At 71.4% G+C, this 24,708-nt stretch carries 24 protein-coding genes; 11 read left to right on the top strand and 13 right to left on the bottom strand.

What is annotated here, in order from left to right:
* Positions 1–5: 5 nt before the first annotated feature.
* The 10 genes from ACFWU6_RS06095 to ACFWU6_RS06140 all read right to left on the bottom strand — a co-directional run bounded on the left by ACFWU6_RS06095 (position 6) and on the right by ACFWU6_RS06140 (position 9,776).
* Positions 6–1,250, bottom strand: coding sequence for a cytochrome P450 (locus tag ACFWU6_RS06095; protein WP_383978790.1), 1,245 nt, complete (start codon positions 1,248–1,250; stop codon positions 6–8).
* 43 nt (positions 1,251–1,293) lie between these two features.
* Positions 1,294–2,688, bottom strand: a complete 1,395-nt coding sequence (locus ACFWU6_RS06100) for an NAD(P)/FAD-dependent oxidoreductase (RefSeq protein WP_383978793.1) — start codon at positions 2,686–2,688, stop codon at positions 1,294–1,296.
* Positions 2,685–2,918 carry a ferredoxin gene (locus tag ACFWU6_RS06105; RefSeq protein WP_383800892.1) on the bottom strand — a complete coding sequence of 78 codons (234 nt, stop codon included), beginning with the start codon at positions 2,916–2,918 and terminating at the stop codon, positions 2,685–2,687. The genes ACFWU6_RS06100 and ACFWU6_RS06105 overlap by 4 nt, the downstream gene beginning before the upstream one ends.
* A gap of 80 nt (positions 2,919–2,998) precedes the next feature.
* Complete coding sequence (locus ACFWU6_RS06110; protein ID WP_383800895.1) at positions 2,999–3,604, bottom strand: hypothetical protein; 606 nt, start codon at positions 3,602–3,604, stop codon at positions 2,999–3,001.
* A gap of 163 nt (positions 3,605–3,767) precedes the next feature.
* Entirely contained in the window at positions 3,768–4,673 is a 906-nt protein-coding gene (locus tag ACFWU6_RS06115) for a hypothetical protein (RefSeq protein ID WP_383978796.1), read from the bottom strand.
* A gap of 81 nt (positions 4,674–4,754) precedes the next feature.
* Positions 4,755–5,846, bottom strand: coding sequence for an LOG family protein (locus ACFWU6_RS06120; protein ID WP_383800899.1), 1,092 nt, complete (start codon positions 5,844–5,846; stop codon positions 4,755–4,757).
* A gap of 26 nt (positions 5,847–5,872) precedes the next feature.
* Positions 5,873–6,946, bottom strand: a complete 1,074-nt coding sequence (locus ACFWU6_RS06125) for a hypothetical protein (protein ID WP_383978799.1) — start codon at positions 6,944–6,946, stop codon at positions 5,873–5,875.
* Entirely contained in the window at positions 6,928–7,707 is a 780-nt protein-coding gene (locus ACFWU6_RS06130; protein WP_383978802.1) for an ABC transporter ATP-binding protein, read from the bottom strand. Before ACFWU6_RS06130 ends, ACFWU6_RS06125 begins: the two co-directional genes overlap by 19 nt.
* Positions 7,708–7,908: 201 nt before the next feature.
* Positions 7,909–9,288 (bottom strand): aspartate aminotransferase family protein, encoded by a 1,380-nt coding sequence (locus ACFWU6_RS06135; protein ID WP_267717557.1) that lies wholly within the window; start codon positions 9,286–9,288, stop codon positions 7,909–7,911.
* Positions 9,273–9,776 carry an Lrp/AsnC family transcriptional regulator gene (locus ACFWU6_RS06140; protein ID WP_069922162.1) on the bottom strand — a complete coding sequence of 168 codons (504 nt, stop codon included), beginning with the start codon at positions 9,774–9,776 and terminating at the stop codon, positions 9,273–9,275. Before ACFWU6_RS06140 ends, ACFWU6_RS06135 begins: the two co-directional genes overlap by 16 nt.
* 169 nt (positions 9,777–9,945) lie before the next feature.
* Here ACFWU6_RS06140 and ACFWU6_RS06145 point away from each other — a divergent pair, with 169 nt between their 5' ends.
* From ACFWU6_RS06145 to ACFWU6_RS06155, 3 genes are all read left to right on the top strand, one after another.
* The gene (locus tag ACFWU6_RS06145) at positions 9,946–11,385 is read left to right on the top strand and encodes a gamma-aminobutyraldehyde dehydrogenase (RefSeq protein WP_383978889.1); all 1,440 of its coding nucleotides are present in this window, start codon (positions 9,946–9,948) and stop codon (positions 11,383–11,385) included.
* Positions 11,386–11,478: 93 nt separating this feature from the next.
* A complete protein-coding gene (locus tag ACFWU6_RS06150) occupies positions 11,479–12,657 on the top strand; it encodes a PotD/PotF family extracellular solute-binding protein (RefSeq protein ID WP_383978806.1) in 1,179 nt (392 codons plus the stop codon).
* Positions 12,658–12,733: 76 nt separating this feature from the next.
* On the top strand, positions 12,734–13,216 hold the full coding sequence (locus ACFWU6_RS06155) for a hypothetical protein (protein WP_383978809.1): 483 nt from the start codon (positions 12,734–12,736) through the stop codon (positions 13,214–13,216).
* A 57-nt stretch (positions 13,217–13,273) separates the two neighbouring features.
* Here the strand turns inward: ACFWU6_RS06155 and ACFWU6_RS06160 are convergent, their stop codons facing one another.
* Both ACFWU6_RS06160 and ACFWU6_RS06165 read right to left on the bottom strand, forming a co-directional pair.
* On the bottom strand, positions 13,274–13,963 hold the full coding sequence (locus ACFWU6_RS06160) for a glycerophosphodiester phosphodiesterase (RefSeq protein ID WP_383978812.1): 690 nt from the start codon (positions 13,961–13,963) through the stop codon (positions 13,274–13,276).
* A gap of 22 nt (positions 13,964–13,985) precedes the next feature.
* Entirely contained in the window at positions 13,986–15,011 is a 1,026-nt protein-coding gene (locus ACFWU6_RS06165) for an adenosine deaminase (protein WP_383978815.1), read from the bottom strand.
* Between the two features lie 110 nt (positions 15,012–15,121).
* Between ACFWU6_RS06165 and ACFWU6_RS06170 the strand changes: the two genes are divergently transcribed.
* Positions 15,122–15,844: a DUF4190 domain-containing protein gene (locus ACFWU6_RS06170; RefSeq protein WP_383978818.1), complete on the top strand. Its 723-nt coding sequence runs from the start codon at positions 15,122–15,124 to the stop codon at positions 15,842–15,844.
* Between the two features lie 163 nt (positions 15,845–16,007).
* Here ACFWU6_RS06170 and ACFWU6_RS06175 read toward each other — a convergent pair whose 3' ends face one another.
* A complete protein-coding gene (locus tag ACFWU6_RS06175; RefSeq protein ID WP_383978821.1) occupies positions 16,008–16,562 on the bottom strand; it encodes an NADAR family protein in 555 nt (184 codons plus the stop codon).
* A 194-nt stretch (positions 16,563–16,756) separates the two neighbouring features.
* Here ACFWU6_RS06175 and ACFWU6_RS06180 point away from each other — a divergent pair, with 194 nt between their 5' ends.
* The 7 genes from ACFWU6_RS06180 to ACFWU6_RS06210 all read left to right on the top strand — a co-directional run bounded on the left by ACFWU6_RS06180 (position 16,757) and on the right by ACFWU6_RS06210 (position 24,647).
* Positions 16,757–18,271 carry a gamma-aminobutyraldehyde dehydrogenase gene (locus tag ACFWU6_RS06180; RefSeq protein ID WP_383978892.1) on the top strand — a complete coding sequence of 505 codons (1,515 nt, stop codon included), beginning with the start codon at positions 16,757–16,759 and terminating at the stop codon, positions 18,269–18,271.
* Positions 18,272–18,323: 52 nt separating this feature from the next.
* Entirely contained in the window at positions 18,324–19,574 is a 1,251-nt protein-coding gene (locus ACFWU6_RS06185; protein WP_383800927.1) for a spermidine/putrescine ABC transporter substrate-binding protein, read from the top strand.
* Between the two features lie 154 nt (positions 19,575–19,728).
* Positions 19,729–20,877 (top strand): ABC transporter ATP-binding protein, encoded by a 1,149-nt coding sequence (locus ACFWU6_RS06190; protein WP_383800930.1) that lies wholly within the window; start codon positions 19,729–19,731, stop codon positions 20,875–20,877.
* Complete coding sequence (locus ACFWU6_RS06195; RefSeq protein WP_383800933.1) at positions 20,874–21,803, top strand: ABC transporter permease; 930 nt, start codon at positions 20,874–20,876, stop codon at positions 21,801–21,803. Before ACFWU6_RS06190 ends, ACFWU6_RS06195 begins: the two co-directional genes overlap by 4 nt.
* Complete coding sequence (locus ACFWU6_RS06200) at positions 21,803–22,609, top strand: ABC transporter permease (protein ID WP_383800936.1); 807 nt, start codon at positions 21,803–21,805, stop codon at positions 22,607–22,609. Before ACFWU6_RS06195 ends, ACFWU6_RS06200 begins: the two co-directional genes overlap by 1 nt.
* 31 nt (positions 22,610–22,640) lie before the next feature.
* On the top strand, positions 22,641–24,059 hold the full coding sequence (locus ACFWU6_RS06205; RefSeq protein WP_383978824.1) for an NAD(P)/FAD-dependent oxidoreductase: 1,419 nt from the start codon (positions 22,641–22,643) through the stop codon (positions 24,057–24,059).
* 123 nt (positions 24,060–24,182) lie between these two features.
* Positions 24,183–24,647 (top strand): hypothetical protein, encoded by a 465-nt coding sequence (locus tag ACFWU6_RS06210; protein ID WP_383978827.1) that lies wholly within the window; start codon positions 24,183–24,185, stop codon positions 24,645–24,647.
* Positions 24,648–24,708: the final 61 nt, after the last annotated feature.

Below are 24,708 nucleotides of genomic sequence, written 5' to 3' on the forward strand. Positions count from 1 at the left end.
GCTCCCTACGCGCGGATGCCGTCGCAGGCGATCGCCAGGTGCCGCGGCCCGCGCAGGACCGCGTTCTGCCGGTACGGCGGCGGGTCCTCCAGCAGGCGCGGATTCTCCAGGCGGCGGGCCAGCTCGCCGAGGGCCAGTTGCGCCTCCTGCCGGGCCAGCGGGGCCCCGAAGCAGCTGTGGATGCCGCTGCCGAGGCCGAGGTGCTGGATGTCCTCGCGGTCCGGGTCGAAGCGGTCCGGGTCCTCGTACCGCTTCGGGTCGCGGTTCCCGGAGGCCAGGATCAGCCAGAGGGACGCGCCCTTGGGGATGGCGACGCCCGCCACCTCGATGTCGGCGAGCGTGGTGCGGTGCGGGATCAGCTGCACCGGCGGCTCGTAGCGCAGCAGTTCCTCGACGACGGGGACGGACAGGCCGGGGTCCTCGCGCAGCCGGGCCAGCACGTCCGGGTGGCGCAGCAGGGTCAGCATCCCGTTGGTGATGAGGTTGACCGTCGTCTCGTGCCCCGCGATCAGCAGGAGCGCCGAGGTGCTGAGCGCCTCCATCGTGGTCATGGACCCGTCCGGGCCGTCCGCGGTCGCCAGTTGGGACAGCATGTCGTCGCCCGGGTTCTTGCGCCGCTCCTCGATCAACCCGGCCAGGTACATGCCGAGTTCCATCCGGGCGTCGGTCGAGCTCCTGCCGCGTTCGGACGGGTCGGCGTCCGGGTCGGGGTCCAGACTGGCGGCGATGGCCTCCGCCCAGACGTGGAAGCGCGGTTCGTCCTCGGGCGGCACCCCGAGGAGCCGGCAGATGACCGACACCGGGAACGGGTAGGCGAACTGGTCGACCAGGTCGACGCGGTCGAAGGAGTCGGCGGCGGCGATGCGGTCGATCAGGCCGGTGACGATCCCGCCGAGCTCCGTGCGCATGCCGTGGACCTTGTGCGGGGAGTGCGGCGGGCCGAACGGCCGGTTCGTCATCCGCCGCAGCCGGTCGTGGTCCGGCGGGTCGAGCCTGAGGAAGGACGGGGGCAGCGCCGTCTCCTCCTCCGCGCCCCCGCCCAGCGGGTCGTCCCCCGTCTGCCTCAGGTTGCGGGAGTCGGAGCTGATGCGGGGGTCGTGCAGGAGGCTGCGGATCTCGTAGTAGGTGCTGACGACGTACGGGCCGTCCCCTTCGTGGGACACCGGCGTCTTGCGGAGCTCCCGGTACAGCGGATACGGATCCGCCCGGTTCGCGTAGTCGATGATCTCCCGCAGGATGGCTTGGGTCATGACAGGTCCTCCTCGCGGACCTCGGGGGAGGGCCGCGCCGGGGTCAGTGGTGCGCGGGGACGAACGTCATCCTCCGGTCGGCGGGCGAGTAGCCGCTCAGGGTGATGGTGGGACCGTGCGTGGGCACCGAGGGGTCCGGGAAGTCCGCGGACACCGCCTTGTGCCCGTCCGACCTGCGGTCCATGGTCTCGAACGGCACGGGGAACGGCGCCCCCGTCTCGATCTGCTCCTGGTAGAAGGGCAGCCAGCGGCAGTTGTCGAAGGTCACCGCCGCGATCACGCGGTCCTGGTAGCCGTAGACGCCGACGAAGCGGCGCTCCTCGCGGGACCCCTGGGTGATCATGATCTCGGTGCCCATCGGCGGCACCCCGACGGACTTGATGTTCACGCCGAACTGGGACGACCAGAATCCCGGCACCCACAGGTGCGGCAGGCGGTCCGCGCTCTCGCTGAGCATGTTGTGCGCCGCCGTCTCGGCCTGGGCGACGGCGTTGCCCCAGTGCTCCAGGGACAGGAACTGGTATCCGAAGAGCGCGTGCGGGGAACGGGCCACGTCACCCGCCACATAGATGTCGTCGGTCACGATCCCCCGGATGTCGAAGGCCCGGCAGCCCGCGTCGCAGGCGATGCCGCGGGGGCCGGCGCCCAGCCCGGACCCGGCCAGCCACTCGGTGTTGCGCTGGGCACCGAGCGAGACGACCACCACGTCGGCCTCGACGGCGCTGCCGTCCGAGAGGTGGGCGGCGCGGACCCGCCCGGAGGGGTCGCCCTCCAGGCCGGTCACCATGATTCCGGTGCGCAGGTCGACGCCGTTCTCGCGGTGCATCTGCGCGGCGACCTCGCCGATGACCCCGCCGAGCGCCCCGACCAGCGGCGCCGCACCGCGCTCGGCGACGGTGACAGGCAGGCCGCGTTCCCGGCAGGCGGAGGCGATCTCGGAGCCGGTGAAGCCGGCGCCGATGACCAGGACCCTGCGGGGGCCGGCCGCCAGGGCCCGCTCGAGGGCGGCCCCGTCGTCGCGGGTGCGCAGGACGAAGACCCCGTCGAGCGCGCCCTCCTCCTCGTTCGGCCAGGGCCGCGCCCGGACGCCGGTCGCGATCAGCAGGCGGTCGTACTCCACCTCGTCGCCGTCGCCCAGCCTGACCCGGCGCGCGGCCATGTCCAGGCCGGTGGCAGGCACCCCGAGCCGCCATTGGGCGTCGACGTCCCGGCGGCGGGGGAGCGCGGTGTGCTCCGCGGTCGCCCTGCCCAGTAGGACCTGCTTGGAGAGCGGGGGCCGGTCGTACGGTTCGTACGGCTCGTCGCCGATCATCGTCAGCGAGCCGGCGAAGCCCTTCTCCCGCATCGTCTCGGCGGCCCGCAGGCCTGCCAGCGAGGCGCCTACGACGACGATGCGGCCGTCGCGCCTGAGGCGCTCCAGGCTTCCGTCACCGCTCACCTCGCGCCTCCCGGTGCCGGCAGGCGCCCGGCGGCGGCCGGTGCGGCTTCGACGAGGATCGCCCCGACCGGGCAGGCGGCGACGGCGCGCGCGACGTCCTCGCGGTGCTGTTCCTGCGCATCCGGGTCGTACAGCAGCGACTCGTCACCGTGCATGGTGAACACGTCGGGAGCCAGGAACGCGCACTGGGCGTACCCCTGGCAGCGATTGAGGTCGACGACGAGCCTCATGAGTCATCAGCCCTTCCGTGGCCCGATTCCCCGAGTGGTCGCGTCCCCCTCCTCAGCATGCGCGAGGGCACCGGAGCACGCTACCGGATGCCGGCGCGCACGATGTAGAGGCCCACGACCAGGGCCCACGCCGGAAGGATCAGCTCGGACCAGGGGACGCCGGACCCGATGACGAGCAGGACCAGGCCCGTGACGTAGCCCAGCAGGGCCAGCGGGCGCGGGAAGATCCCCAGACGGCGTCCGATGGTCGAGGTGGCAAAGACGAACACGGCCGCCATGCGCATCGCGTAGGTGGTCAGCAGCGTGTAGGCGTACTCGCGGCCGAAGACGGTGTCCGATCCCTCGTCCAGCACGGTGCCCGCCGCGCCGGCGGCGATGAAGAGGGTGGCCACGAAGACGAAGCCGCTGCCGAGGAAGACGGTCGACACGAACCTGTCCTCGGCCTCACCGGCATGGGCGCGCAGCGCGCCCATGAACCACAGGAAGAAGATGCCGGCGAACGGCACGATCTCCAGGGCCGTCCGCACCGCCCAGCGGTCCCCGGGATCGACGGCCGCGGTCGCGCCCCCGCCCGAGGGCAGGGCGATGCGCATCAGTACGATCGCCGCCCCGAGGAGCAGCGCGAAGGCGATGCCGGCCGTGCCGGCGGCCCCGGGCGTCCGCAGCCGCTCGCTCGTGGACTCCATGCACCTCTCGCTCTCTCCCCCGTCCAGCAAGCGGCAGCCGCGGCGCGGCCGCCATCAGGGGGCGGCCGCACGGGTGAGAGGGCGTACGGGCGGACGCGCCCCGGCGCCGCCCCAGCCGGGGGACGGGGCCGTGCGCCTTGGTCGGGGACTACCGGACCGGGGACTACCGGACCGGCACCGGGACCGGGGCTTCCACCTGCTCCTCGGCGCCCTCGTGCTTGCCGTACCAGGCGACGGCCACCGCACCCGTCACGGCCAGGACGAAGCCGAGGACCGCGAGCCAGGCCAGGCCCGGCCGGGAGGCGTCGCCGAGCCACAGGACGCCGATGGCACCCGGGAGCACCGTCTCGCCCACGACCAGGGCGGCGGTCGCGCCGTTCACCGAGCCGATCTGCAGGGCGATCGTGTGCAGGTACATGCCGCCGAACCCGGCCGCCAGGATGGCGTAGAGCGCCGGGTCGGAGAGCAGCGCGCCGAGGTCGAAGGGGTCGATCCCGTTCAGGATGCGGACGCCGACGCCGAGTGCGCCGAAGCCCAGCCCGGACAGCAGGCCCGCCAGGATCGCGGCCCGACCGCCCAAGAGGCGGACGGCGACCGTGCCGCCCACCATCAGCAGGAGGGTGATTCCCAGCAGCCACCAGTGCGTGGACATCGGCGCGTGGTGGCCGCCCTCGTGGCCCGCCGCCGTCGCCAGCAGGACCAGCGCCGTGCAGACGACGCCGATCGAGGTCCACTCCTTGCGGCTCAGCCGGATGCCCAGCATCTTCACGCTGAGCACAGCCGTGATCACCAGGTTGGCGCTGATCACCGTCTGGGAGAGGAACAGCGGGAGCATCCGGGCCGCCAGGGCGCCCAGCCCGAAGCCCACGAAGTCCAGGATCGTGCCGACGATGAACTCCCAGGTCATCGCGGCTTTCGCGGTGGACGACAGATTCGGGCCGCCGTGCGCGGTGACCCCGGCCGCGGCCGGGGACATCCGGGCGGCGCGGCGCGATCCCACGGCTTGCAGGACGGATCCCGTGCCGTAGCAGATGGACGCCGCGACAGCGGTCAGCAGGCCTATGAGCACCCGAAGGCTCCGTTCACGTCTGGCAGATTTTGCGGTACCACTGCCAGACGTCAGAACGGGCCCGGAAGTTGCCTCGCGGGGTCAGCGCATTGACGCGAGCGCCGCCGGAACCTCGTCGACGGAGTCGACCAGGGTGATCCTGGCCTCCATCGCACGGCCGCGCGCCAGCGCCCGCAGCAGCGGCCACACCGGCAGGTGCTCGGTCCAGTGCTCACGGTCGACCAGGACCATCGGGGTCGGCTCGCCCCGCGACGCGTAGTAGTTGGGCGTCGCGTTGTCGAAGACCTCCTGCACGGTGCCCGCGGCGCCGGGCAGGAAGACCACGCCCGCCGTGGACCGGGCCAGCAGCCCGTCCTCCCGGGTGGCGTTCGCGAAGTACTTGGCGACGTGCCCGGCGAAGGCGTTCGGCGGCTCGTGCCCGTAGAACCAGGTCGGGATGCCCACCGAGTCGCCGCCGGCGGGCCACCGGTCCCGTACGGCGAAGGCGGCGCGGGCCCAGTCGGACACCGACGGGACGAACGACGGGGCCTTGGACAGCAGCTCCAGGGCTTCCGGCAGGGCCTCGTCCGGGGCCGGGGCCAGGTAGGCACCGAGGTTGGCGGCCTCCATCGCGCCGGGGCCGCCGCCGGTGGCCACGGTCAGCCCGGAACGGGCCAGGGTCCGGCCCAGCTCCGCCGCGCCGCGGTAGTCGGCGCCGCCGCGGGACATGGCGTGGCCGCCCATCACCCCCACCACCCGGGCACCGGCCAGGTGCTCGTCGAGGGCGTCGGAGACCGCGTCGTCGTGGATGGAGCGCAGCATCGAGGAGAAGACGTCGCCGTCCGACTTGGTCTCCTGGAACCAGGAGTACGCCAGCGCGTCCGGGGTCGCCTCGTAGCCCGCGGGCAGGCCGGCGAAGAGCTCCGCGGGCGTGTAGAGGAGACCCCGGTACGGGTTGAACGGCAGGTCCGGGACGGGCGGGTAGACCAGCGCCCCGTCGGCGCGGACCTTCACCGCGGCGTCGGGCTCCATCGGGCAGCCCAGGAACACGGCCGCCGAGGTGTCGGCGGCCAGCAGGGCGAACGTCCGCTCCAGCAGGTTGACCGACTGGATCCGGTAGCCGCTCAGCGAGCCCCGGGCCGCTACCCGGTCGAATTCGTCGAGCGTCTCGATCTCGATGTCTGCGTTGACCATTCGGCCCACACTAAGGGCTGCTCGCGTCAGCGGGTCAAGGCCATCGACGTCAGCTGCGCCACACCCCAGCTGAGCGGGACGCAGACGGCGATCAGCGCGGTGGCCCGCAAACTCGCGGCCGTACGCAGGACCTTGGCCGGGGCGCCGAGGTCGCGCAGGGCCTCGCGGCCGGGGGCCCGGGACTGCCGGGCCTCCACCGAGGATGTGAGAAGGCTCGCGGTCGCGCACAGCGCCACCAGCGCGGCGGCCGGTCCCGTCAGCGGGCCCAGCGGGACGAGGAGCCCGCCCCCGTCGCGCAGGGCCGGCGCCGTGAGGGCGCCGGCGCCGACGGCGCACAGCATTCCCAGCGCCGGCCCGAGGCGGCTCGCCTGCTCCTGGAGGCCCCGGCCGGCCAGCAGCCGCGGTGCGCCCGGGCGCACCGCCTGCACGAGCGTCCCGCAGGCGTAGGCCAGACCGGGCCCGGCCAGCACGAGGCCGACCGCGGTCAGGGACCAGCCGACGAGCATTCCGGCGCCGCCCCGGCCGGCGAACGCCTGGGTGGCGAGCCCGCACGCGGTGAGGGTGATGCCCCAGGGCAGGCCGGTCTGCGGGGCCAGCGGGGCGTGCGGGCGCAGGCAGAGGGCGGTCGCGGCGGAGGCGGCCAGCGGGACCAGGGCCAGCAGGGTCAGGGCGGCGGCGACGGGCAGCGGCCGGTCCGCGTGGAGCAGGCGCGCCCCCGCGCCGTCGAAGGGCAGCCCGGCCAGGTCCCCGCGCAGGTGGAGGAAGGCGGCCAGGGCGAGGGCGCTGCCCAGGGCGCACGAGACGGCGGTGGAGATCGCCGCGACCAGGACCCGCCGTACGGGCCCCAGCCCGGCGGCGTCCAGTCCCTCGGGGGGACGGGTCGCGGGGTCGGTGCGGGCCACGGCGACGGCGAGCTGGACGGTGGCGGCAAGCGGGACCAGCGCCCACAGCAGCCGGAGGAACGATCCGGCGGGGCGGTCCAGGGCCCCGGCGAGCACGTACAGCAGCAGGAACCCGGTGCCGGCCGACGCCGCGGCGACGAGCAGCCGCCGCAGCTGGACGAGGGGCCGGGAGCCGCGGGCTAGGCGGAGAGCGAGCACGCGGCCTGGTCCTCCGTGGTCTCGGAGCCGGGGGAGGCCGGGGAGCCGGGTGAGCCCGCCGCGTCCGCGCCGGCGGCCTCGGCGACCGCGGCGGACCGGCCGTCGAGCAGGGCCAGGCGCCGGTCGGCGGCGGCCGCCGTCTCCTCGTCGTGGGTGGCCAGCAGCACGGTGATCTCGTGGGAGCGGGCGGCGCTGGTCAGCGTACGGAGCAGCAGGGTCCGCTCGGCCCGGTGCAGCGGGGCGGTGGGCTCGTCGGCGAAGATCACCGCGGGCTGGTTGACCAGGGCCCGGGCCAGGGCGACCCGCTGGGACTCGGCACGGCTCAGGGCGGCGGGCCGCTTGCGGGCGAAGGCGCCGATGTCGAGGCGCTCCAGCCACTCGCAGGCGGCGTGCTTGGCGGTGCGGTGGGAGACCCCGGCCATGAGCAGGGGCAGGGCCGCGTTCTCCCAGACCTTGAGCTCGGGCAGCAGGCGCGGCTCGGGCCCGATCCAGCCGAACCGGTCGCGGCGCAGGCGCTCCCGGGCGAGGGCTCCCATGGTGTGCACCGGGACGCTGTTGAACCAGACCTCGCCCTGCTCGGGCGGCAGCTGCCCGGAGAGGCAGCGCAGCAGGGTTGTCTTCCCGCTGCCGCGCGGCCCGGTCACGGCCAGGATCTCGCCCTGGCCGACTGCGACGGAGACGCCGATGAGGCCGGGGGAGCCGCTGTGGGAGTAGTGCAGGGAGCGTGCCCAGAGCACGTCGTTGTCCGGTGGGGCCACCATGGCGTACACCTCTTCGGTCGACTGCGGATCGGGACCGGACCGGCCCGGCTCCCCCGTCCGGGGGAACGAAGGCGGATGCCGATCGGTCACTGGCGTCGTAGAGAGATGTAAAGAGATGAACGTCTTGTCTGTGGACAGCACACGGCCCGGACCCTCCTGTTCTCACTCGAACGGACGATCCGGGCCGTGTGGCGGGGCGTTCTAGAGCTTGGTCCACGCCTCGGTGAGCACCGAGCGCAGGATCCCCTCGATCTCGTCGAAGGTGCCCTGGTCCGCGATCAGCGGCGGGGCCAGCTGGATCACCGGGTCGCCGCGGTCGTCGGCCCGGCAGTAGAGGCCGTTCTCGAAGAGCGCCTTGGAGAGGAATCCGTAGAGCACGCGCTCCGTCTCCTCGTCCGTGAAGGACTCCTTGGTGCTCTTGTCCTTGACGAGCTCGATGCCGTAGAAGTAGCCGTTGCCGCGGACGTCGCCGACGATCGGCAGGTCGTGCAGCTTCTTCAGCGTCGAGAAGAAGGCGTCCTCGTTGTCCAGCACGTGCTGGTTGAGGCCTTCCTTGTCGAAGATGTCGAGGTTGGCCAGCGCGACCGCCGAGGAGACCGGGTGGCCGCCGAAGGTGTAGCCGTGCAGGAAGGTGTTGTCGCCCTTGTAGAAGGGCTCCGCGAGGCGGTCCGAGATGATGCAGGCACCGATCGGGGAGTAGCCCGAGGTCATGCCCTTGGCGCAGGTGATCATGTCCGGCACGTAGTCGAACTTGTCACAGGCGAACATCGTGCCGAGGCGGCCGAACGCGCAAATCGTCTCGTCGGAGACGAGCAGGACGTCGTACTCGTCGCAGATCTCGCGGACCCGCTGGAAGTACCCGGGCGGCGGGGGGAAGCAGCCGCCGGCGTTCTGCACCGGCTCCAGGAAGACGGCTGCGACGGTGTCGGCGCCCTCGAAGAGGATCTCCTGCTCGATCTGGTCGGCGCACCAGCGGCCGTAGGCCTCGGGGTCGTCGCCGTAGATCGGGGCGCGGTAGATGTTGGTGTTGACCACCTTGTGCGCGCCGGGGACCAGCGGCTCGAAGGGGGCCTTCAGGGCCGGAAGGCCCGTGATGGACAGCGCGCCCTGCGGGGTGCCGTGGTAGGCGACCGCACGGGAGATGACCTTGTACTTGGTGTGCTTGCCCTGGAGCTTGAAGTACTGCTTGGCGAGCTTCCAGGCGGTCTCGACGGCCTCGCCGCCACCGGTGGTGAAGAAGACCTTGTTCAGGTCGCCGGGGGCGTAGTGGGCGAGGCGCTCGGCGAGCTCCACGGCCTTGGGGTGCGCGTACGACCAGATCGGGAAGAACGCGAGTTCCTGCGCCTGCTTGTAGGCGACCTCGGCCAGTTCCTTGCGGCCGTGACCGGCGTTGACCACGAACAGTCCGGCGAGACCGTCGAGGTAGCGCTTGCCCTTGTCGTCCCAGATGTAGGTGCCCTCGCCCCGGACGATGGTGGGGACGGGTGCGTTCTCGTAGGACGACATGCGGGTGAAGTGCATCCACAGGTGGTCGTACGCGGTCTTGGAGAGGTCCTGGCTCACGGTTATCGGGTTCCCCACATGTAGGTCTGCTTCTTCAGCTTCAGATAAACGAAGCTTTCGGTTGATCGCACGCCGGGGAGCGCGCGGATCTTCTTGTTGATCGTCTCCAGCAGGTGGTCGTCGTCCTCGCAGACGATCTCCACCATCAGGTCGAACGATCCCGCGGTCATCACCACGTACTCGCACTCGGCCATCGCCGTCAGGGCGTCGGCCACGGGGTCGAGGTCCCCCTCGACGTTGATGCCGACCATCGCCTGGCGCCTGAGGCCCACGGTGAGCGGGTCGGTGACGGCGACGATCTGCATGACGCCCTGGTCGAGCAGCTTCTGCACGCGCTGGCGCACGGCGGCTTCCGACAGGCCGACGGCCTTGCCGATCGCTGCGTAGGGACGGCGGCCGTCCTCCTGCAGTTGCTCGATGATCGCCAGGGACACAGCATCGACCGAAGGGGACGGTTGTCTGTTCCTGGAATCTGCGCTTCGACTGACCACGACCACACTGTGCACGAGGAGTCGTCTGTTCCGCAAGACGGAACCGATGAAATCCGTTGTTTGCGTGCTCGGATCTCACTGATTTCGTAGTTCGTGGCATCCGGGCCTGTCGAATGCCTCCGCCGAGGAGCTAGGCTTGGGATTCGTCTCAATCGTTGGACATGTGATCAGGAGTGTGGCTGTAGTGACCACCGAACTGCGTCGTCTGCGCAACTACATCGGCGGGGAGTTCAAGGCCGCCGCCGACGGGCGGACCACCGAGGTGGTCAACCCCGCCACCGGCGAGGCGTACGCCACCGCCCCGCTCTCGGGCCAGGCCGACGTCGACGCGGCCATGGCCGCCGCCGCGGCCGCCTTCCCGGGCTGGCGCGACACCACCCCCGCGGAGCGCCAGAAGGCGCTGCTGAAGATCGCGGACGCCTTCGAGGCGCGCGCGGACGAGCTCGTCGCCGCCGAGTCGGAGAACACCGGCAAGCCGCTGGGCCTCACGGCCAGCGAGGAGCTGCCGCCGATGGTGGACCAGATCCGCTTCTTCGCCGGCGCCGCCCGCCTGCTCGAAGGCCGCTCGGCCGGCGAGTACATGGACGGGATGACCTCGATCATCCGCCGGGAGCCGGTCGGCGTCTGCGCCCAGGTCGCGCCGTGGAACTACCCCATGATGATGGCCGTGTGGAAGTTCGCCCCGGCCATCGCCGCGGGCAACACCGTGGTGCTCAAGCCCTCGGACACCACCCCGGCCTCCACCGTGCTGATGGCGGAGATCATCGACTCGGTCCTGCCCAAGGGCGTCTTCAACGTCGTCTGCGGCGACCGCGAGACCGGCCGCGCCATGGTCGAGCACCGCATCCCGGCGATGGCCTCCATCACCGGCTCCGTGCGCGCCGGCATGCAGGTCGCCGAGAGCGCCTCCAAGGACGTCAAGCGCGTCCACCTGGAGCTGGGAGGCAAGGCCCCGGCCGTGGTCTTCCAGGACGCCGACATCGCCAAGGCCGTCGAGGACATCGCGGTCGCCGGCTACTTCAACGCGGGCCAGGACTGCACCGCCGCCTGCCGCGTGCTCGTGCACGAGTCGATCCACGACGAGTTCGTCTCCGCCCTCGCCAAGGCCGCCGCCGACACCAAGACCGGCCGGCCCGACGACGAGGACGTGCTGTACGGCCCGCTGAACAACCCGAACCAGCTGAACCAGGTCGCGGGCTTCATCGAGCGCCTCCCCGCCCACGCCAAGGTGGAGGCGGGCGGCCACCGGGTCGGCGACAAGGGCTACTTCTACGCCCCGACCGTCGTCTCCGGCCTCAAGCAGGACGACGAGATCATCCAGCACGAGGTCTTCGGCCCCGTCATCACCGTCCAGTCGTTCACCGACGAGGCCCAGGCCCTGGAGTACGCGAACGGCGTCGAGTTCGCCCTCGCCTCCTCCGTGTGGACCAAGGACCACGGCCGGGCGATGCGGATGTCCAAGAACCTCGACTTCGGCTGCGTGTGGATCAACACCCACATCCCGCTCGTCGCCGAGATGCCGCACGGCGGGTTCAAGAAGTCCGGCTACGGCAAGGACCTCTCCGCCTACGGCTTCGAGGACTACACCCGCATCAAGCACGTGATGACCTCGCTCGACGGCTGACCGGCCGCATCGGCCAGAGCACAGCGTTGAGGGGGCGGGCAGTAGACAACATGTCTATTGCCCGCCCCCTCGTGTTCCCCCGAGGCTGTGGCCATGCCTCAACTCGCCTTCTCCCGCCGCGCGGCGCTGCGCGGCCTCGGTGCCGTGGGCCTGCCGGCCGTGCTGACCGGCTGCGGGGTCCCCGCCGCCTACGTCCCCGAGGGCCGGCGCGGGGGCCCCGACCGGTCCGAGCGGGACCGGAGTGTCACCTTCTCCAACTGGCCGCTGTACATCGACACCGACGACGAGGACGAGACCCGGCGGCCGACGCTGGAGGCCTTCTCGGAGCAGACCGGCATCGAGGTCCGGTACACCGAGGAGATCAACGACAACGACGAGTTCTTCGGCAAGGTCAGCCCGGCCCTGATGAACCGGCAGGAGACCGGGCACGACCTGGTCGTGGTCAGCGACTGGATGGCCGCCCGCTTCGTCCACCTGGGCTGGGCCCAGAAGATGGACCGCTCGGCCCAGTCCAACGTGGCCCGCCACCTCGACCCGCAGCTGCGCTCCCCCGCCTTCGACGAGGGCCGACTGCACACCGTCCCCTGGCAGTCGGGGATCACCGGGATCGCCTACAACCGCAGGGCCCTGGGCCGGGAGATCAAGTCGGTCAAGGACCTGTGGCAGCCGGACCTGGCGGGCAGGGTGACCCTCTTCTCCGGCCTCGACGAGTCCTACGCCCTGCTGATGCAGGGGGACGGCGTGGACGTCACGGCCTGGACCGAGTCCGACTTCCACCGGATGTGCGACCGGGTCGAGGCGATGGTGAAGAAGCGGCACATCCGCCGCTTCACCGGCAACGACTACACCTCCGACCTCGGCAAGGGCGACGTCCTGGCCTGTCAGGCCTACTCCGGCGACGCCATCCAGCTCCAAGCCGACAACCCGGACATCGAGTTCGTGGTCCCCGAAGAGGGGGCCGAACTGTGGGCGGAGAGCCTGCTGGTCCCCAATCTGGCCCGGCACAAGGCCAATGCCGAAGCCCTGATCGACCACTACTACGCCCCCGAGGTGGCCGCGGAGCTGGCCGCGTCCGTCAACTACGTCTGCCCGGTTCCGGCGGCCCGTGAGGTCCTCGCCGGCTCCGACGACAGGGAGACCGCCGAACTGGCCGAGAACCCGCTGATCTTCCCCGACGACGGGATGCGCAGGCGGCTCGCCGTGGCGCGGGACATCTCCTCCGCCGAGCGCCGCTCCCTGGCCAAGCGCTGGAACGCGATCGTCGGGCTCTGAGCTGCGGGCAGTGCAGAACTGAACATGTTCAGGAATTCTGCTGAACGTGTTCAGAAATGCGGGTAGGCTTCCTTGCATGAGCGAGAGAAGCGCCCTTCAGCGGCGCATCCGTGCCTGGCTGTTGCTGTTCCTCGTGTGTCTCGTCCTCAGCGGACTCACCGCCTTCCCCCTCGTCAGCGAGGTCCGCCTCGGGAACTCCCTGGTGGACAACGCGTGGCTGCGACGGGTGGGCGACGGACTGGACCGGGCCGACGCCGACTACCCCTTCCTGCTCTACGGCACCGACTGGCTCGCCTTCGCCCACCTCGTCATCGCCGTCTTCTTCTACGGGGTCTACCGCGACCCCGTCCGCAACATATGGATCGTCGAGGCCGGCATGATCGCCTGCGCCGGTGTCGTCCCGCTGGCACTGATCTGCGGCCCGATCCGCGACATCCCCTTCGGGTGGTCGCTCATCGACATCTCCTTCGGCGTCTTCGGGGTGATCCCCCTGCTGATCCTGCGCCGCGCGATCAAGCGGCTGGAGGCCCTGCCGGCCACCCCGCGGGCAGCCGCCTGACCGGCGCCGTCCGCCACCGGGGAGCCGCGTGCCGCGGGCGCTCGGCGAGCCGGGGTGTCACCGGCCGAACTCCGCGCGCACGTCCGCCAGCGCATCGACCCGGTTCGTGGTGACCGCGTCCACCCCGGCGGCGATGAGGGAGCGCATCGTCCGCTTCGTGTCCGCCGTCCAGGCCGACACCAGCAGGCCGTCCCGGTGGAGGGCGCCGGTCAGCTCCCGGCTCACCAGCCCGAAGCGGTAGTTGAGCCAGCGGGGCCGCACGGCGTCGATCAGCACCCGCCGCGGCGGCGACAGCGTGGTCCAGGTCAGCGCGATCTCCGCGCCCGGATCGGCGGCGCGGACCGCCAGCATGCTGTTCGGTCCGGCGCAGTAGTACGTCCGCTCGCGCGCCCCGCACGCGCGGACCAGGTCCACGACGGTCCGCACCGCCTCCGCCGAGGCACCCGGGAGATCGATCATCACCCGGCCCGCGCCCGCCGCCATCAGGGCCTCGCGCAGCGTCGGCACACCGCCCCCCACGAGCTCCCTGAGCTGCGGGGCCGTGACCGCGTCGAGCCGTACGTCGTGGCCCCACAGCCGCCGGAGCGACGCGTCGTGCAGCAGGACCGGCACCCCGTCGCGGGTCAGGCGTACGTCGACCTCGACCGCGTCCGCCCCGCGGGCGAAGGCGGAACGGATCGAGGGGAGGGTGTTCTCACGGACACGGTAGGGATCGCCGCGGTGGCCGACGGCAGTCAGAGTGCGCATGACCCCCATTCTCAGGGGGACTTCAGAATGCGAGCCATCCGTCGGTGTACGTGTCGATCTCCGCGGTGAGCCGCGCCTTCCCGGCCGGGTCCAGGAACGAGGCCTCCACCGCGTTCTTCGCGAGCTGCGCGAGACCGCGCTCGTCGAGGTCGAGGAGGCGGGCGGCGACCGCGTACTCGTTGTTGAGGTCAGTGCCGAACATCGGCGGGTCGTCGCTGTTGATCGTGACCAGCACGCCCGCGGCGACCATCTCCTTGACCGGGTGCAGGTCGAGGTCGGTCACCGCGCGGGTGGCGATGTTGGAGGTCGGGCAGACCTCCAGCGCGATCCGGTGCTCGGCCAGGTACGCGAGGAGCTCCGGGTCCTGCACCGAGCTGGTGCCGTGGCCGATGCGCTCGGCGCCCAGCTCGCGGATGGCGTCCCAGACGGTTCCGGGGCCCGTGGTCTCGCCGGCGTGCGGCACGCTGTGCAGGCCGGCGGCGCGGGCCCGGTCGAAGTACGGCTTGAACTGCGGGCGCGGGACGCCGATTTCGGGGCCGCCGAGACCGAAGGAGACCAGGCCCTCGGGGCGCAGGTCGACGGCGAGGCGGGTGGTCTCGGCGGCGGCCTCCAGGCCGGCCTCGCCGGGAATGTCGAAGCACCAGCGCAGGATCACGCCGAGCTCGGCCTCGGCCGCCTTGCGGGCGTCCTCGATGGCCGCCATGAAGGCCCCCTCCTCGATGCCGCGACGGGTCGAGGAGTAGGGGGTGATGGTCAGCTCGGCGTAGCGGATGTTCTGCCGGGCCATGTCGCGGGCGACCTCGAAGGTGAGGGTCCGGACGTCGTCAGGGGTGCGCACCAGGTCGACCACCGACAGGTAGACCTCGATGAAGTGCGCGAAGTCGGTGAAGGTGAAGTAGTCGGCGAGGGCCTCGGGATCGGTCGGGACCTTCGAGTCGGGGTGCCGGGCGGCGAGCTCCGCGACGATGCGCGGGGACGCGGAGCCGACGTGGTGGACGTGGAGTTCCGCCTTGGGCAGCCCCGCGATGAAGGGGTGCAGGTCGGTCATGGGGGTGCCTCCGGTAGGACGCGGGTGCGGGCAGGTCGGGCTTCATCGTAGGCACCCCGGTGACTGTCGGTGGCAGCGCTTAGCATGGCTGTACGAGAGGGGGGTGCCGCATGACCGAGAACAGTCCGGATCCGCGAGACCCGTGGGCGCCGCCCGAGCGTCCGGCGGTCGAGCTGGGCAAGACGCAGGGCACGCCCCAGGGCCCTTCCGGCCCGGCGGGCGCCTCGGGCGCCGCGGGTGCGCCGGGGCCGCCGTCCGTGCACGACCAGCCGACGCTCGCCGGGATGCCGGGGGAGTCCCTGCCGCCGTCGGCCGACACCGCGACATCCGGTCAGGCGGCGTACGGGTATCCGGCCCCGCCGGACGCGGGCGGATACGGCTACCCGGCCGCCCGGCCCGCCGTCCAGGGGTACGGCTACCCCGGGGACGCGGGATATGCCGGCCACCCGGGCTACCCGGGCCACCCGGGCGGCGGCCCGACGGGATACCCGCCGTACGGGCAGCGGATGAGCAACGGCTTCGGCATCACGGCGCTGGTCCTGGGCATCCTGGCCGTCGTCCTCGGCCTGTTCGGCTGCTTCGTGGCCTTCCTGGGCATACCCCTGGGTATCGGCGCGGTGATCTTCGGCGCCCTCGGCCGCGGCAAGGCCGCCCGCGGTGAGGCCGACAACGCCGGGCTGGCGCTGGCCGGCATCATCACGGGAGCCGTGGGCGTCGTGGCCGGCATCCTGGTCACGGTCATGTTCTTCGGGGTCCTCGCCGGCCTCCCGGGCGGCGACTCCGACTACCGGAACCCGTACACGGACTCCTCCGAGATCCGCGAAAAGGTCTGACGGGGCCGCGCGCCAAGGCCCGCACCGGCCGGCGGCCGCGTCCCCCGGGCGAGCCGGGGCCCGTGCGCGCCCCGGCCCTCCTCGATCCGGGCCACCCTGCGGAACGCCGCGTCGGCCGGCCCCCGAAGGCGTACCGGTTCGCGGAGCGCACGGAGCCCCCCGGTCACGCCGAGGCGCCGCGCAGGCGCTCGCGCGCCTCCATCAGTGCGAAGCCCAGCAGGTTCAGCCCGCGCCAGCGCGCCGGGTCCAGGGCGCGCTCGTCGTCGGCGGCCAGCCCGATGCCCCAGATCCGGTCCATGGGGCTCGCCTCGACCAGCACCCGCTTCCCGGTGGAGAGGAGGTACGACCGCAGCGCCGGATCGGAGCCGAACTTGTGCACGCTGCCCTCCACGACCAGGGCGAAGCGCTCCCGCTTCCATATCGTGTCGTCGAAGCCGCGCACCAGCCGCCCCGCCTTCTTCGCCTCCGCCGGGGTGGCCGCCTCCAGGGCGGCGCGCTCCGCCTCCGGGTCCTGGAACAGCCGGGCCTTGCCGGCCATCATCCAGTGCTCCGCCGTGGCGTACCGGACGTCACCCACAGTGAATTCGGACGGCCACCACTGGCTCAGACAGCTCGGTCCCAGGGTCCCGTCGGGCCGCGGACGGTGCCCCCAGAACGGCAGGAACTTCACCCGCTCACCGCTGCTGACCTGCTTGATCAGTTCCTCGATCGTCTCCATGCACGCGAGTCTGACAGTCGCCACGGACACTTCGTACGGGATTTCGGGCGTGCCTCGACACATGGTCGACCGATTTCGTCGCGTAATCAAAAGGCAACAACGGAATCACTTGGCCGAGGGCACCGCCTCTGCCAGGATCGGCACTCAATTCGAGCTGTAGCTCGAACTGTAGCTACGGAGAGCGTGAGAGCGTGATGGGCAACCGCTTCCAGGTCAAGGACCGCTTCGCAGACGGCGCGCAGTACATCGACGGGCGGCTCAGGCCCGGCACCTCGGGCCGGTCACACACCGTGGTCGATCCGGCCACCGGGCACGAGGTGCTCCGTTACGAACTCGCGGGCACCGCGGACGTCGACGAGGCCGTCGCCGCCGCCAAACGGGCCTTCCCGGCCTGGTCCGGCGCCACCCCCGGGGAGCGCTCGGACGCCCTGCACCGGCTGGCCGCCGTCCTCGCCGAGCAGGCGGAGGACTTCGCGTACGCCGAGTCCCTCCAGTGCGGCAAGCCGGTCAAGCTGTCGACGGAGTTCGACGTGCCGGGCACCATCGACAACACCGCCTTCTTCGCGGGCGCCGCCCGGCACCTCCAGGGCCAGGCGGCCGCCGAGTACTCGGGCGACCACACGTCCTACGTGCGCCGCGAGGCCATCGGGGTCGTCGGCTCCATCGCCCCGTGGAACTACCCGCTCCAGATGGCCGCGTGGAAGATCCTCCCGGCCATCGCCGCGGGCAACACCATCGTCTTGAAGCCCGCCGAGCTCACCCCGCTGACCTCCCTCATGTTCGCGCAGGCCGCCAAGGAGGCGGGTCTGCCCGACGGGGTGGTCAACATCGTCACCGGCGCCGGCCGGGACGCCGGCGAGCACCTGGTCGGCCACCCGGACGTGGTCATGACCTCCTTCACCGGCTCCACCGCCGTCGGCAGGCGGGTCGCGGAGATCGCGACCGCCACCGTCAAGCGGCTCCACCTGGAGCTCGGCGGCAAGGCCCCCTTCCTCGTCTTCGACGACGCCGACCTGGAGGCCGCGGCGCACGGCGCCGTCGCCGCCTCCCTCATCAACTCCGGCCAGGACTGCACGGCCGCCACCCGGGCCTACGTCCAGCGCCCCCTGCACGACGCCTTCGTCGCCCGGGTCGCCGAACTGATGGGGACCGTCCGCGTCGGCGACCCCTTCGCGCCCACCACCGACCTCGGCCCGCTGGTCTCGCACGCCCAGCGGGACCGGGTCGCCGGGTTCGTGGAGCGCGCCCGCGCGTACGCCACCGTCGTCGCCGGCGGCGAGATCCCGGGCGGCGAGCTCGCCGAGGGCGCCTACTACCGGCCCACCCTCATCACCGGGGCGGCCCAGGACAGCGAGGTGGTCCAGTCCGAGATCTTCGGACCCGTCCTCGTCGTCCTGCCGTTCGACACCGACGACGAGGGCATCGAGCTGGCCAACGACTCCCCGTACGGACTCGCCGCATCCGCGTGGAGCCGCGACCTGTACCGGGCGAACCGCGCCACCCGCGAGATCAAGGCGGGCTGCGTCTGGGTCAACGACCACATCCCGATCATCAGCGAGATGCCCCACGGCGGCTACAAGGCCAGCGGCTTCGGAAAGGACATGAGCGCCTACTCCTTCGAGGAGTACACGCAGGTCAAGCACGTGATGTACGACAACACCGCGGTGGCCGAGAAGGACTGGCACCGCACGATCTTCGGGGACCGATAGAAGCCAGCCGCCGGACCAGCGGCGCCGCACCCATCCCGAAAGGGCAACGCGCATGGAGCAGTTCGAACCCGGCCGCCTCTCCGCGGCGCAGAGCGCCGCGATGCGGCGCAGCCTCACCAGCGGGCGGGGCGCCCTGACCCGCCGCTCGCTGCTGCGCGCCTCCGGAGTCGGAGCGCTCACCCTCACAGGCCTGTCGACCCTCGGCGCCTGCGGCATCCCGCCCGCCAAGCGCGAGGGTGCCGCCGCGGCGGCCTCCGACGACCACTCGGACCGGGAGAAGGAGATCACCTTCTCCAACTGGACCGAGTACATGGACACCAGCGAGGACGAGAAGACCCGTCCGACCCTGGAGGAGTTCGCCAAGCGGACCGGCATCAAGGTCAAGTACACCGAGGACATCAACGACAACGTCGAGTTCTTCGGAAAGATCCGCCCGCAGCTCGCGGCCGGCCAGGACACCGGCCGCGACCTGATCGTCGTCACCGACTGGCTCGCCGCCCGCATGATCCGCCTGGGCTGGGCCCAGAAGCTGGACTCCTCCCGCCTCCCGCACGCCTACGCCAACCTCTCCCCGCAGTTCCGCAGCCCCGACTGGGACCCGGGGCGCGCCTACAGCTATCCCTGGACCGGCATCTCCACCGTCATCGCCTACAACTCCAAGGCCACCGGCGGCAAGACGGTCGACTCTGTCACCCAGCTGCTCGACGACCCCACCCTCAAGGGCCGGGTCGGCTTCCTGACGGAGATGCGCGACAGCGTCGGCATGACCCTGCTCGACCAGGGCAAGAACCCGGCGGACTTCACCACCGCCGACTTCGACGCGGCGGTCGGCCGGCTCCAGAAGGGCGTGGACAAGAACCAGATCCGCCGCTTCACGGGCAACGACTACACCTCCGACCTCGACAAGGGCGACCTCGCCGCCTGCCTCGCCTGGGCGGGCGACGTGATCCAGCTCCAGGCAGGCAATCCGGACATCAAGTACGCGATTCCGGCGGCCGGCTACATCACCTCCAGCGACAACCTGCTGGTCCCCGCCAAGGCCCGGCACAAGGCCAACGCGGAGAAGCTCATCGACTACTACTACGAGCTGCCGGTCGCCGCGCAGCTGGCCGCGTACATCAGCTACGTCTGCCCGGTCGAGGGGGTCAAGGACGAGCTCGCCGCGATCGACCCCGGGCTCGCGGACAACACCCTGATCGTCCCGGACCGGGCGATGACCGCCAAGTCGCACGCCTTCCGCTCCCTCACCGCCGAGGAAGAGACGGCGTACGAGGAGAAGTTCGCCAAGCTCATCGGCGCCTGACGGCTCGCGCGCCCACCGGGTCCGGCCCCGTCCGCACCCGCCCCGCCGCACGGCGCGCACCCCCCACGTCACACCCCTCACCCCACGCACACCCCACGCCGTACCCCACCCGCACTCCGCACCCTTCCGACGACACCACCGAAGGCCGCGACCCATGACTGACAAGACCGCGGGCGGCGACGTCCGCCTCGCCGGGATCAGCAAGCACTACGGCACCTTCACCGCCGTGCACCCGCTGGATCTCACCATCCCCCAGGGCTCCTTCTTCGCCCTCCTCGGCGCTTCCGGCTGCGGGAAGACCACGACCCTGCGCATGATCGCCGGACTGGAGGAGCCCTCCACCGGCACGGTCCACCTCGGCGACCGGGAGGTCACCGACCTGCCGCCGTACAAGCGCCCGGTCAACACGGTCTTCCAGAGCTACGCGCTCTTCCCGCACCTGAACATCTACGAGAACGTCGCCTTCGGCCTGCGCCGCCGCGGCATCAAGTCCGTCAAGAAGCAGGTCGACGACATGCTGGAACTGGTCCAGCTCGGCCAGTTCTCCCAGCGCAAGCCCCACCAGCTCTCCGGCGGGCAGCAGCAGCGCGTGGCCGTCGCCCGCGCCCTGATCAACCACCCCCAGGTCCTCCTCCTCGACGAACCGCTGGGCGCCCTCGACCTCAAGCTGCGCCGTCAGATGCAGCTGGAGCTCAAGCGCATCCAGACCGAGGTCGGCATCACCTTCGTGCACGTCACGCACGACCAGGAGGAGGCCATGACCATGGCCGACACGGTCGCCGTGATGAACGGCGGCCGCGTCGAGCAGCTGGGCGCCCCCGCCGAGCTGTACGAGAACCCGGGCACCACCTTCGTCGCGAACTTCCTCGGCACCTCCAACCTCATCGAGGCCTCGGTGGAGTCCGCGGGCTCCGAGGTCGTGGTCTCCGCATCCGGCGCCACGCTCAGGCTCCCCGCGGCCCGATGTTCCACCACGCCCTCCACCGGCGGGAAACTCCTGGTCGGGGTGCGCCCGGAGAAGATCTCCCTGGTCCACGCCGACGAGGAGCACACCATCGCGGCCGGCCGCAACAAGGTCCCCGGCCGGATCGCGGACTCCTCCTTCATCGGCGTCTCCACCCAGTACGTCATCGACAGCCGGGTCTGCCCCGAACTGGAGGTGTACGCCCAGAACATCGAGCGGGACGCCCGCCTCGTGCCGGGCGCCGAGGTGATATTGCACTGGAACCCGGACCACACCTTCGGACTCGACGCCGCCCAGGACATAGACGCGGGCATCGAGACGGTGGAGGAAGGCGCGTGACCGCCACCGCGGCGCCGCCCCAGGCGCCCGCCGAGGCCGAGCCCCCGGTCCACAGGGCCGCGCTGCGCAAGCGCCTGATCCCGTACTGGCTGCTGCTCCCCGGCATCCTGTGGCTGCTCGTCTTCTTCGTGCTGCCGATGGTCTACCAGGCCTCCACCTCGGTGCAGACCGGCTCGCTCGAAGAGGGCTTCCGGGTCACCTGGCACTTCCAGACGTACCTGGACGCCTTCACCGAGTACTTCCCGCAGTTCCTGCGCTCCCTGCTCTACGCCGGCACCGCCACCGCGCTGTGCCTGCTGCTCGGGTACCCGCTGGCCTACCTGATCGCCTTCAAGGCGGGCCGCTGGCGCAACCTCCTGCTGGTGCTCGTCATCGCCCCGTTCTTCACCAGCTTCCTGATCCGCACCCTGGCCTGGAAGACGATCCTGGCCGACGGCGGCCCGGTGGTCGGCGTCCTCAACGACATCGGCTTCCTGGACGTCACCAGCCTGCTCGGCATGACCCAGGGCGACCGGGTGCTGGCCACGCCGCTCGCGGTGGTCTGCGGTCTGACGTACAACTTCCTCCCCTTCATGATCCTGCCGCTGTACTCCTCGCTGGAGCGCATCGACACCCGCCTCCACGAGGCGGCCGGGGACCTGTACGCCCGCCCCGCGACGGTCTTCCGCAAGGTGACCTTCCCGCTCTCCATGCCGGGGGTGGTCTCCGGAACCCTGCTCACCTTCATCCCGGCGAGCGGCGACTACGTCAACGCCGAGCTGCTCGGCTCCACGGACACCCGGATGATCGGCAACGTCATCCAGTCGCAGTACCTGCGGATCCTCGACTACCCGACGGCGGCCGCGCTGTCCTTCATCCTCATGGCCATCGTGCTGATCGTGGTCACCATCTACATCCGCCGAGCGGGGACGGAGGACCTGGTCTGATGCGCACACCCATCACGTGGCTCCGGCGCAATCTGGTCGTCATCGCGGGCCTCGGCACGCTCGCGTACATGATCCTGCCGAACGTCGTCGTCACCGTCTTCTCCTTCAACAACCCCACCGGGCGGTTCAACTACGCCTGGCAGGAGTTCTCGCTCGACGCCTGGAAGGACCCCTGCGGCGTCGCCGACCTGTGCGGCTCCCTCTCGCTGTCGCTCCAGATCGCCCTGTGGGCCACCCTGGCCGCCACCGCCCTGGGCACCGCCATAGCCTTCGCGATGGTCCGCTACCGCTTCCGGGGGCGCGGCGCGGTCAACTCGCTGATCTTCCTGCCGATGGCCATGCCCGAGATCGTGATGGCGGCCTCGCTGCTCGCCCTCTTCCTCAACATGGGCATCCAGCTGGGCTTCTGGACGATCCTCATCGCCCACATCATGTTCTGCCTCAGCTTCGTCGTCGCCGCCGTGAAGGCGCGCGTCCTGTCGATGGACCCGCGGCTGGAGGAGGCCGCCCGGGACCTCTACGCGGGACCGGTGCAGACCTTCGTACGGGTCACCCTGCCGATCGCCGCACCCGGCATCGCGGCGGGTGCGCTGCTCTCCTTCGCGCTCTCGTTCGACGACTTCATCATCACCAACTTCAACTCCGGCAACACCGTCACCTTCCCCATGTTCGTGTGGGGATCGGCCCAGCGCGGTACGCCTGTCCAGATCAACGTCATCGGCACGGCGATGTTCGTCATCGCGGTGCTGGTGGTGCTCGCCGGCCAGATGGTCGGCAACCGCCGCAAGAAGGCACAGCCCAAGTAGCACGCAAGCAAGTCGTAGGGAGTTGGAAGACATGGCCCCAGTCGCCATGCGCACCGCTGCACGATCCCTTTCCGAAGCACTGCCGGTCTCGTACTGGCTGGACGACCCGGGCAAGCCCGCGCCCCGCCCCGCCCTCACCGGTGACGAGCACTGCGACCTGCTCGTCATCGGCGGCGGCTACAGCGGCCTGTGGACCGCGCTGCTGGCCAAGGAGCGCGACCCCGCCGGGGACGTCGTCCTGATCGAGGGCCACGAGGCGGGCTGGGCCGCCTCGGGCCGCAACGGCGGCTTCTGCGCCGCCTCCCTCACCCACGGCCTCTCCAACGGCCTGGCCCGCTGGCCCGGCGAACTGGCCCGGCTGGAGGAGCTGGGCGCCCGCAACCTCGACGCCATCGAGGCGGCCGTCGCCCGCTACGGCATCGACTGCGACTTCGAGCGCAGCGGCGAGATCGACGTGGCCACCGAGCCGCACCAGGTCGAGGAGCTCCGCGCGCTGCACGAGGAGGCGCAGCGCCTCGGCCTCGCCGGCGGCTCCCGATGGCTGGATCGCGACGCCGTGCGCGCCGAGGTGGACTCCCCGACCTTCCTGGGCGGGATCTGGGACCGCGACGGCGTCGCGATGCTCAGCCCGGCGAAGCTGGCCTGGGGCCTCAAGGAGGCGTGCCTCGGCCTCGGAGTGCGGATCTACGAGCACACGCGCGGGCTGGAACTGGCCGCCTCCGGGGCGGGGATGGCCGTGCGCACCCCGTACGGCCGGGTCTTCGCGCGGCGGGTGGCGCTCGGCACCAACATCTTCCCCTCGCTGGTCAAGCGAATCCGGCCGCTCACCGTCCCGGTGTACGACTACGCCCTGATGACCGAACCGCTGACCGAGGCCCAGCTCGACGCGGTCGGCTGGAAGAACCGCCAGGGGATCGGGGACAGCGCCAACCAGTTCCACTACTTCCGGATCACTCCCGAGCGCCGGATCCTGTGGGGCGGCTACGACGCGGTCTACCCCTACGGCGGCAGGCTCGACGCCTCCCACGACCACCGGCCCGAGACCTACCTCAAGCTCGCGGAGCACTTCTTCACCTGCTTCCCCCAGCTGGAAGGGGTCAATTTCAGCCATGCGTGGGGCGGGGCGATCGACACCTGTTCGCGCTTCTCGGCCTTCTTCGGCACCGCGCACGCGGGGAAGGTCGCGTACGCGGCGGGCTTCACCGGGCTCGGCGTCGGGGCCACCCGCTTCGGCGCCGACGTGATGCTGGACCTGCTGGCGGGAGAGCGGACCGAGCGCACGGAGCTGGAGATGGTCCGCTCGAAGCCGCTGCCCTTCCCGCCCGAGCCCTTCGCCTGGACGGGCATCAGCCTCACCAAGTGGTCCCTGGCCCGCGCCGACAGCCGCGGCGGGCACCGGAACCTGTGGCTCAAGACGCTGGACCGCCTGGGCCTCGGCTTCGACAGCTGACCCCTCCGCGGGCCGTGGTGACCCGTTTCACCACCATGGAGTAACGAAACCCGCGTCATACCCGCGCCCGGCCCCGCTCTCTCCAGGTGAGAACCCTTCACCCGATGGAACGGAGGCCGGGCGATGACGACCCCGGGGACCAAGACGGCGGTGGACTGGCTGGTATCGGCGGCCCCCGATCCCGAGGCCTGCCGGCGGCAGTGGCGGCGCAACCCCCTGGGGGTCGCCCTGCTCCCCGCCGGCCGCCGGTGGGACGTGCTGATCCTGCCCGGGGAGCTGGGGCAGGCCACCCTCGGCGTGCTGGCGCTCCTGCCCGCCCCGCCCGGCCCGGTGCTGGCCGACTCCGGCGACGCGCGGCTGGGCTTCTTCGTGCCCCCGGGCACCGCCTCGCGCTGGATCGGGACCGGCGTGCGGGGGGCGGGCCGTGGGAGCTGGATCGTCGTCCCGTACCCGGGCCGGGCGACGGACGGGGTGCGCTGGCTGGTGCTCCCGGACGGGCGGGGAACCCTCACCGACCCGGCCGTGCTGGAGCTCGCGATGCACGAGGCCGCGGCCCCGGCCGAGGGCGGAACGGGGCGGAAACCTTGACGGGGGCATTGACAAGAACATTGGTCTGGACCATGTTGGGCGCCGCTGAGCCCCTCCATCC

Source organism: Streptomyces sp. NPDC058674 (assembly GCF_042716505.1).
In the GTDB taxonomy this organism is placed as follows: domain Bacteria; phylum Actinomycetota; class Actinomycetes; order Streptomycetales; family Streptomycetaceae; genus Streptomyces.

Bases quoted from the DNA above. Each gene is read 5' to 3' on its own strand.
- ACFWU6_RS06155 (WP_383978809.1), top strand. From the start codon at position 12,734: ATGAGCGAGAGAAGCGCCCTTCAGCGGCGCATCCGTGCCTGGCTGTTG.
- ACFWU6_RS06175 (WP_383978821.1), bottom strand. From the start codon at position 16,562: ATGGAGACGATCGAGGAACTGATCAAGCAGGTCAGCAGCGGTGAGCGG.
- ACFWU6_RS06120 (WP_383800899.1), bottom strand. From the start codon at position 5,846: ATGGTCAACGCAGACATCGAGATCGAGACGCTCGACGAATTCGACCGG.
- ACFWU6_RS06105 (WP_383800892.1), bottom strand. From the start codon at position 2,918: ATGAGGCTCGTCGTCGACCTCAATCGCTGCCAGGGGTACGCCCAGTGC.
- ACFWU6_RS06095 (WP_383978790.1), bottom strand. From the start codon at position 1,250: ATGACCCAAGCCATCCTGCGGGAGATCATCGACTACGCGAACCGGGCG.
- ACFWU6_RS06200 (WP_383800936.1), top strand. From the start codon at position 21,803: ATGCGCACACCCATCACGTGGCTCCGGCGCAATCTGGTCGTCATCGCG.
- ACFWU6_RS06160 (WP_383978812.1), bottom strand. From the start codon at position 13,963: ATGCGCACTCTGACTGCCGTCGGCCACCGCGGCGATCCCTACCGTGTC.
- ACFWU6_RS06205 (WP_383978824.1), top strand. From the start codon at position 22,641: ATGGCCCCAGTCGCCATGCGCACCGCTGCACGATCCCTTTCCGAAGCA.
- ACFWU6_RS06165 (WP_383978815.1), bottom strand. From the start codon at position 15,011: ATGACCGACCTGCACCCCTTCATCGCGGGGCTGCCCAAGGCGGAACTC.
- ACFWU6_RS06190 (WP_383800930.1), top strand. From the start codon at position 19,729: ATGACTGACAAGACCGCGGGCGGCGACGTCCGCCTCGCCGGGATCAGC.
- ACFWU6_RS06210 (WP_383978827.1), top strand. From the start codon at position 24,183: ATGACGACCCCGGGGACCAAGACGGCGGTGGACTGGCTGGTATCGGCG.
- ACFWU6_RS06170 (WP_383978818.1), top strand. From the start codon at position 15,122: ATGACCGAGAACAGTCCGGATCCGCGAGACCCGTGGGCGCCGCCCGAG.
- ACFWU6_RS06180 (WP_383978892.1), top strand. From the start codon at position 16,757: ATGGGCAACCGCTTCCAGGTCAAGGACCGCTTCGCAGACGGCGCGCAG.
- ACFWU6_RS06110 (WP_383800895.1), bottom strand. From the start codon at position 3,604: ATGGAGTCCACGAGCGAGCGGCTGCGGACGCCCGGGGCCGCCGGCACG.
- ACFWU6_RS06185 (WP_383800927.1), top strand. From the start codon at position 18,324: ATGGAGCAGTTCGAACCCGGCCGCCTCTCCGCGGCGCAGAGCGCCGCG.
- ACFWU6_RS06150 (WP_383978806.1), top strand. From the start codon at position 11,479: ATGCCTCAACTCGCCTTCTCCCGCCGCGCGGCGCTGCGCGGCCTCGGT.
- ACFWU6_RS06130 (WP_383978802.1), bottom strand. From the start codon at position 7,707: ATGGTGGCCCCACCGGACAACGACGTGCTCTGGGCACGCTCCCTGCAC.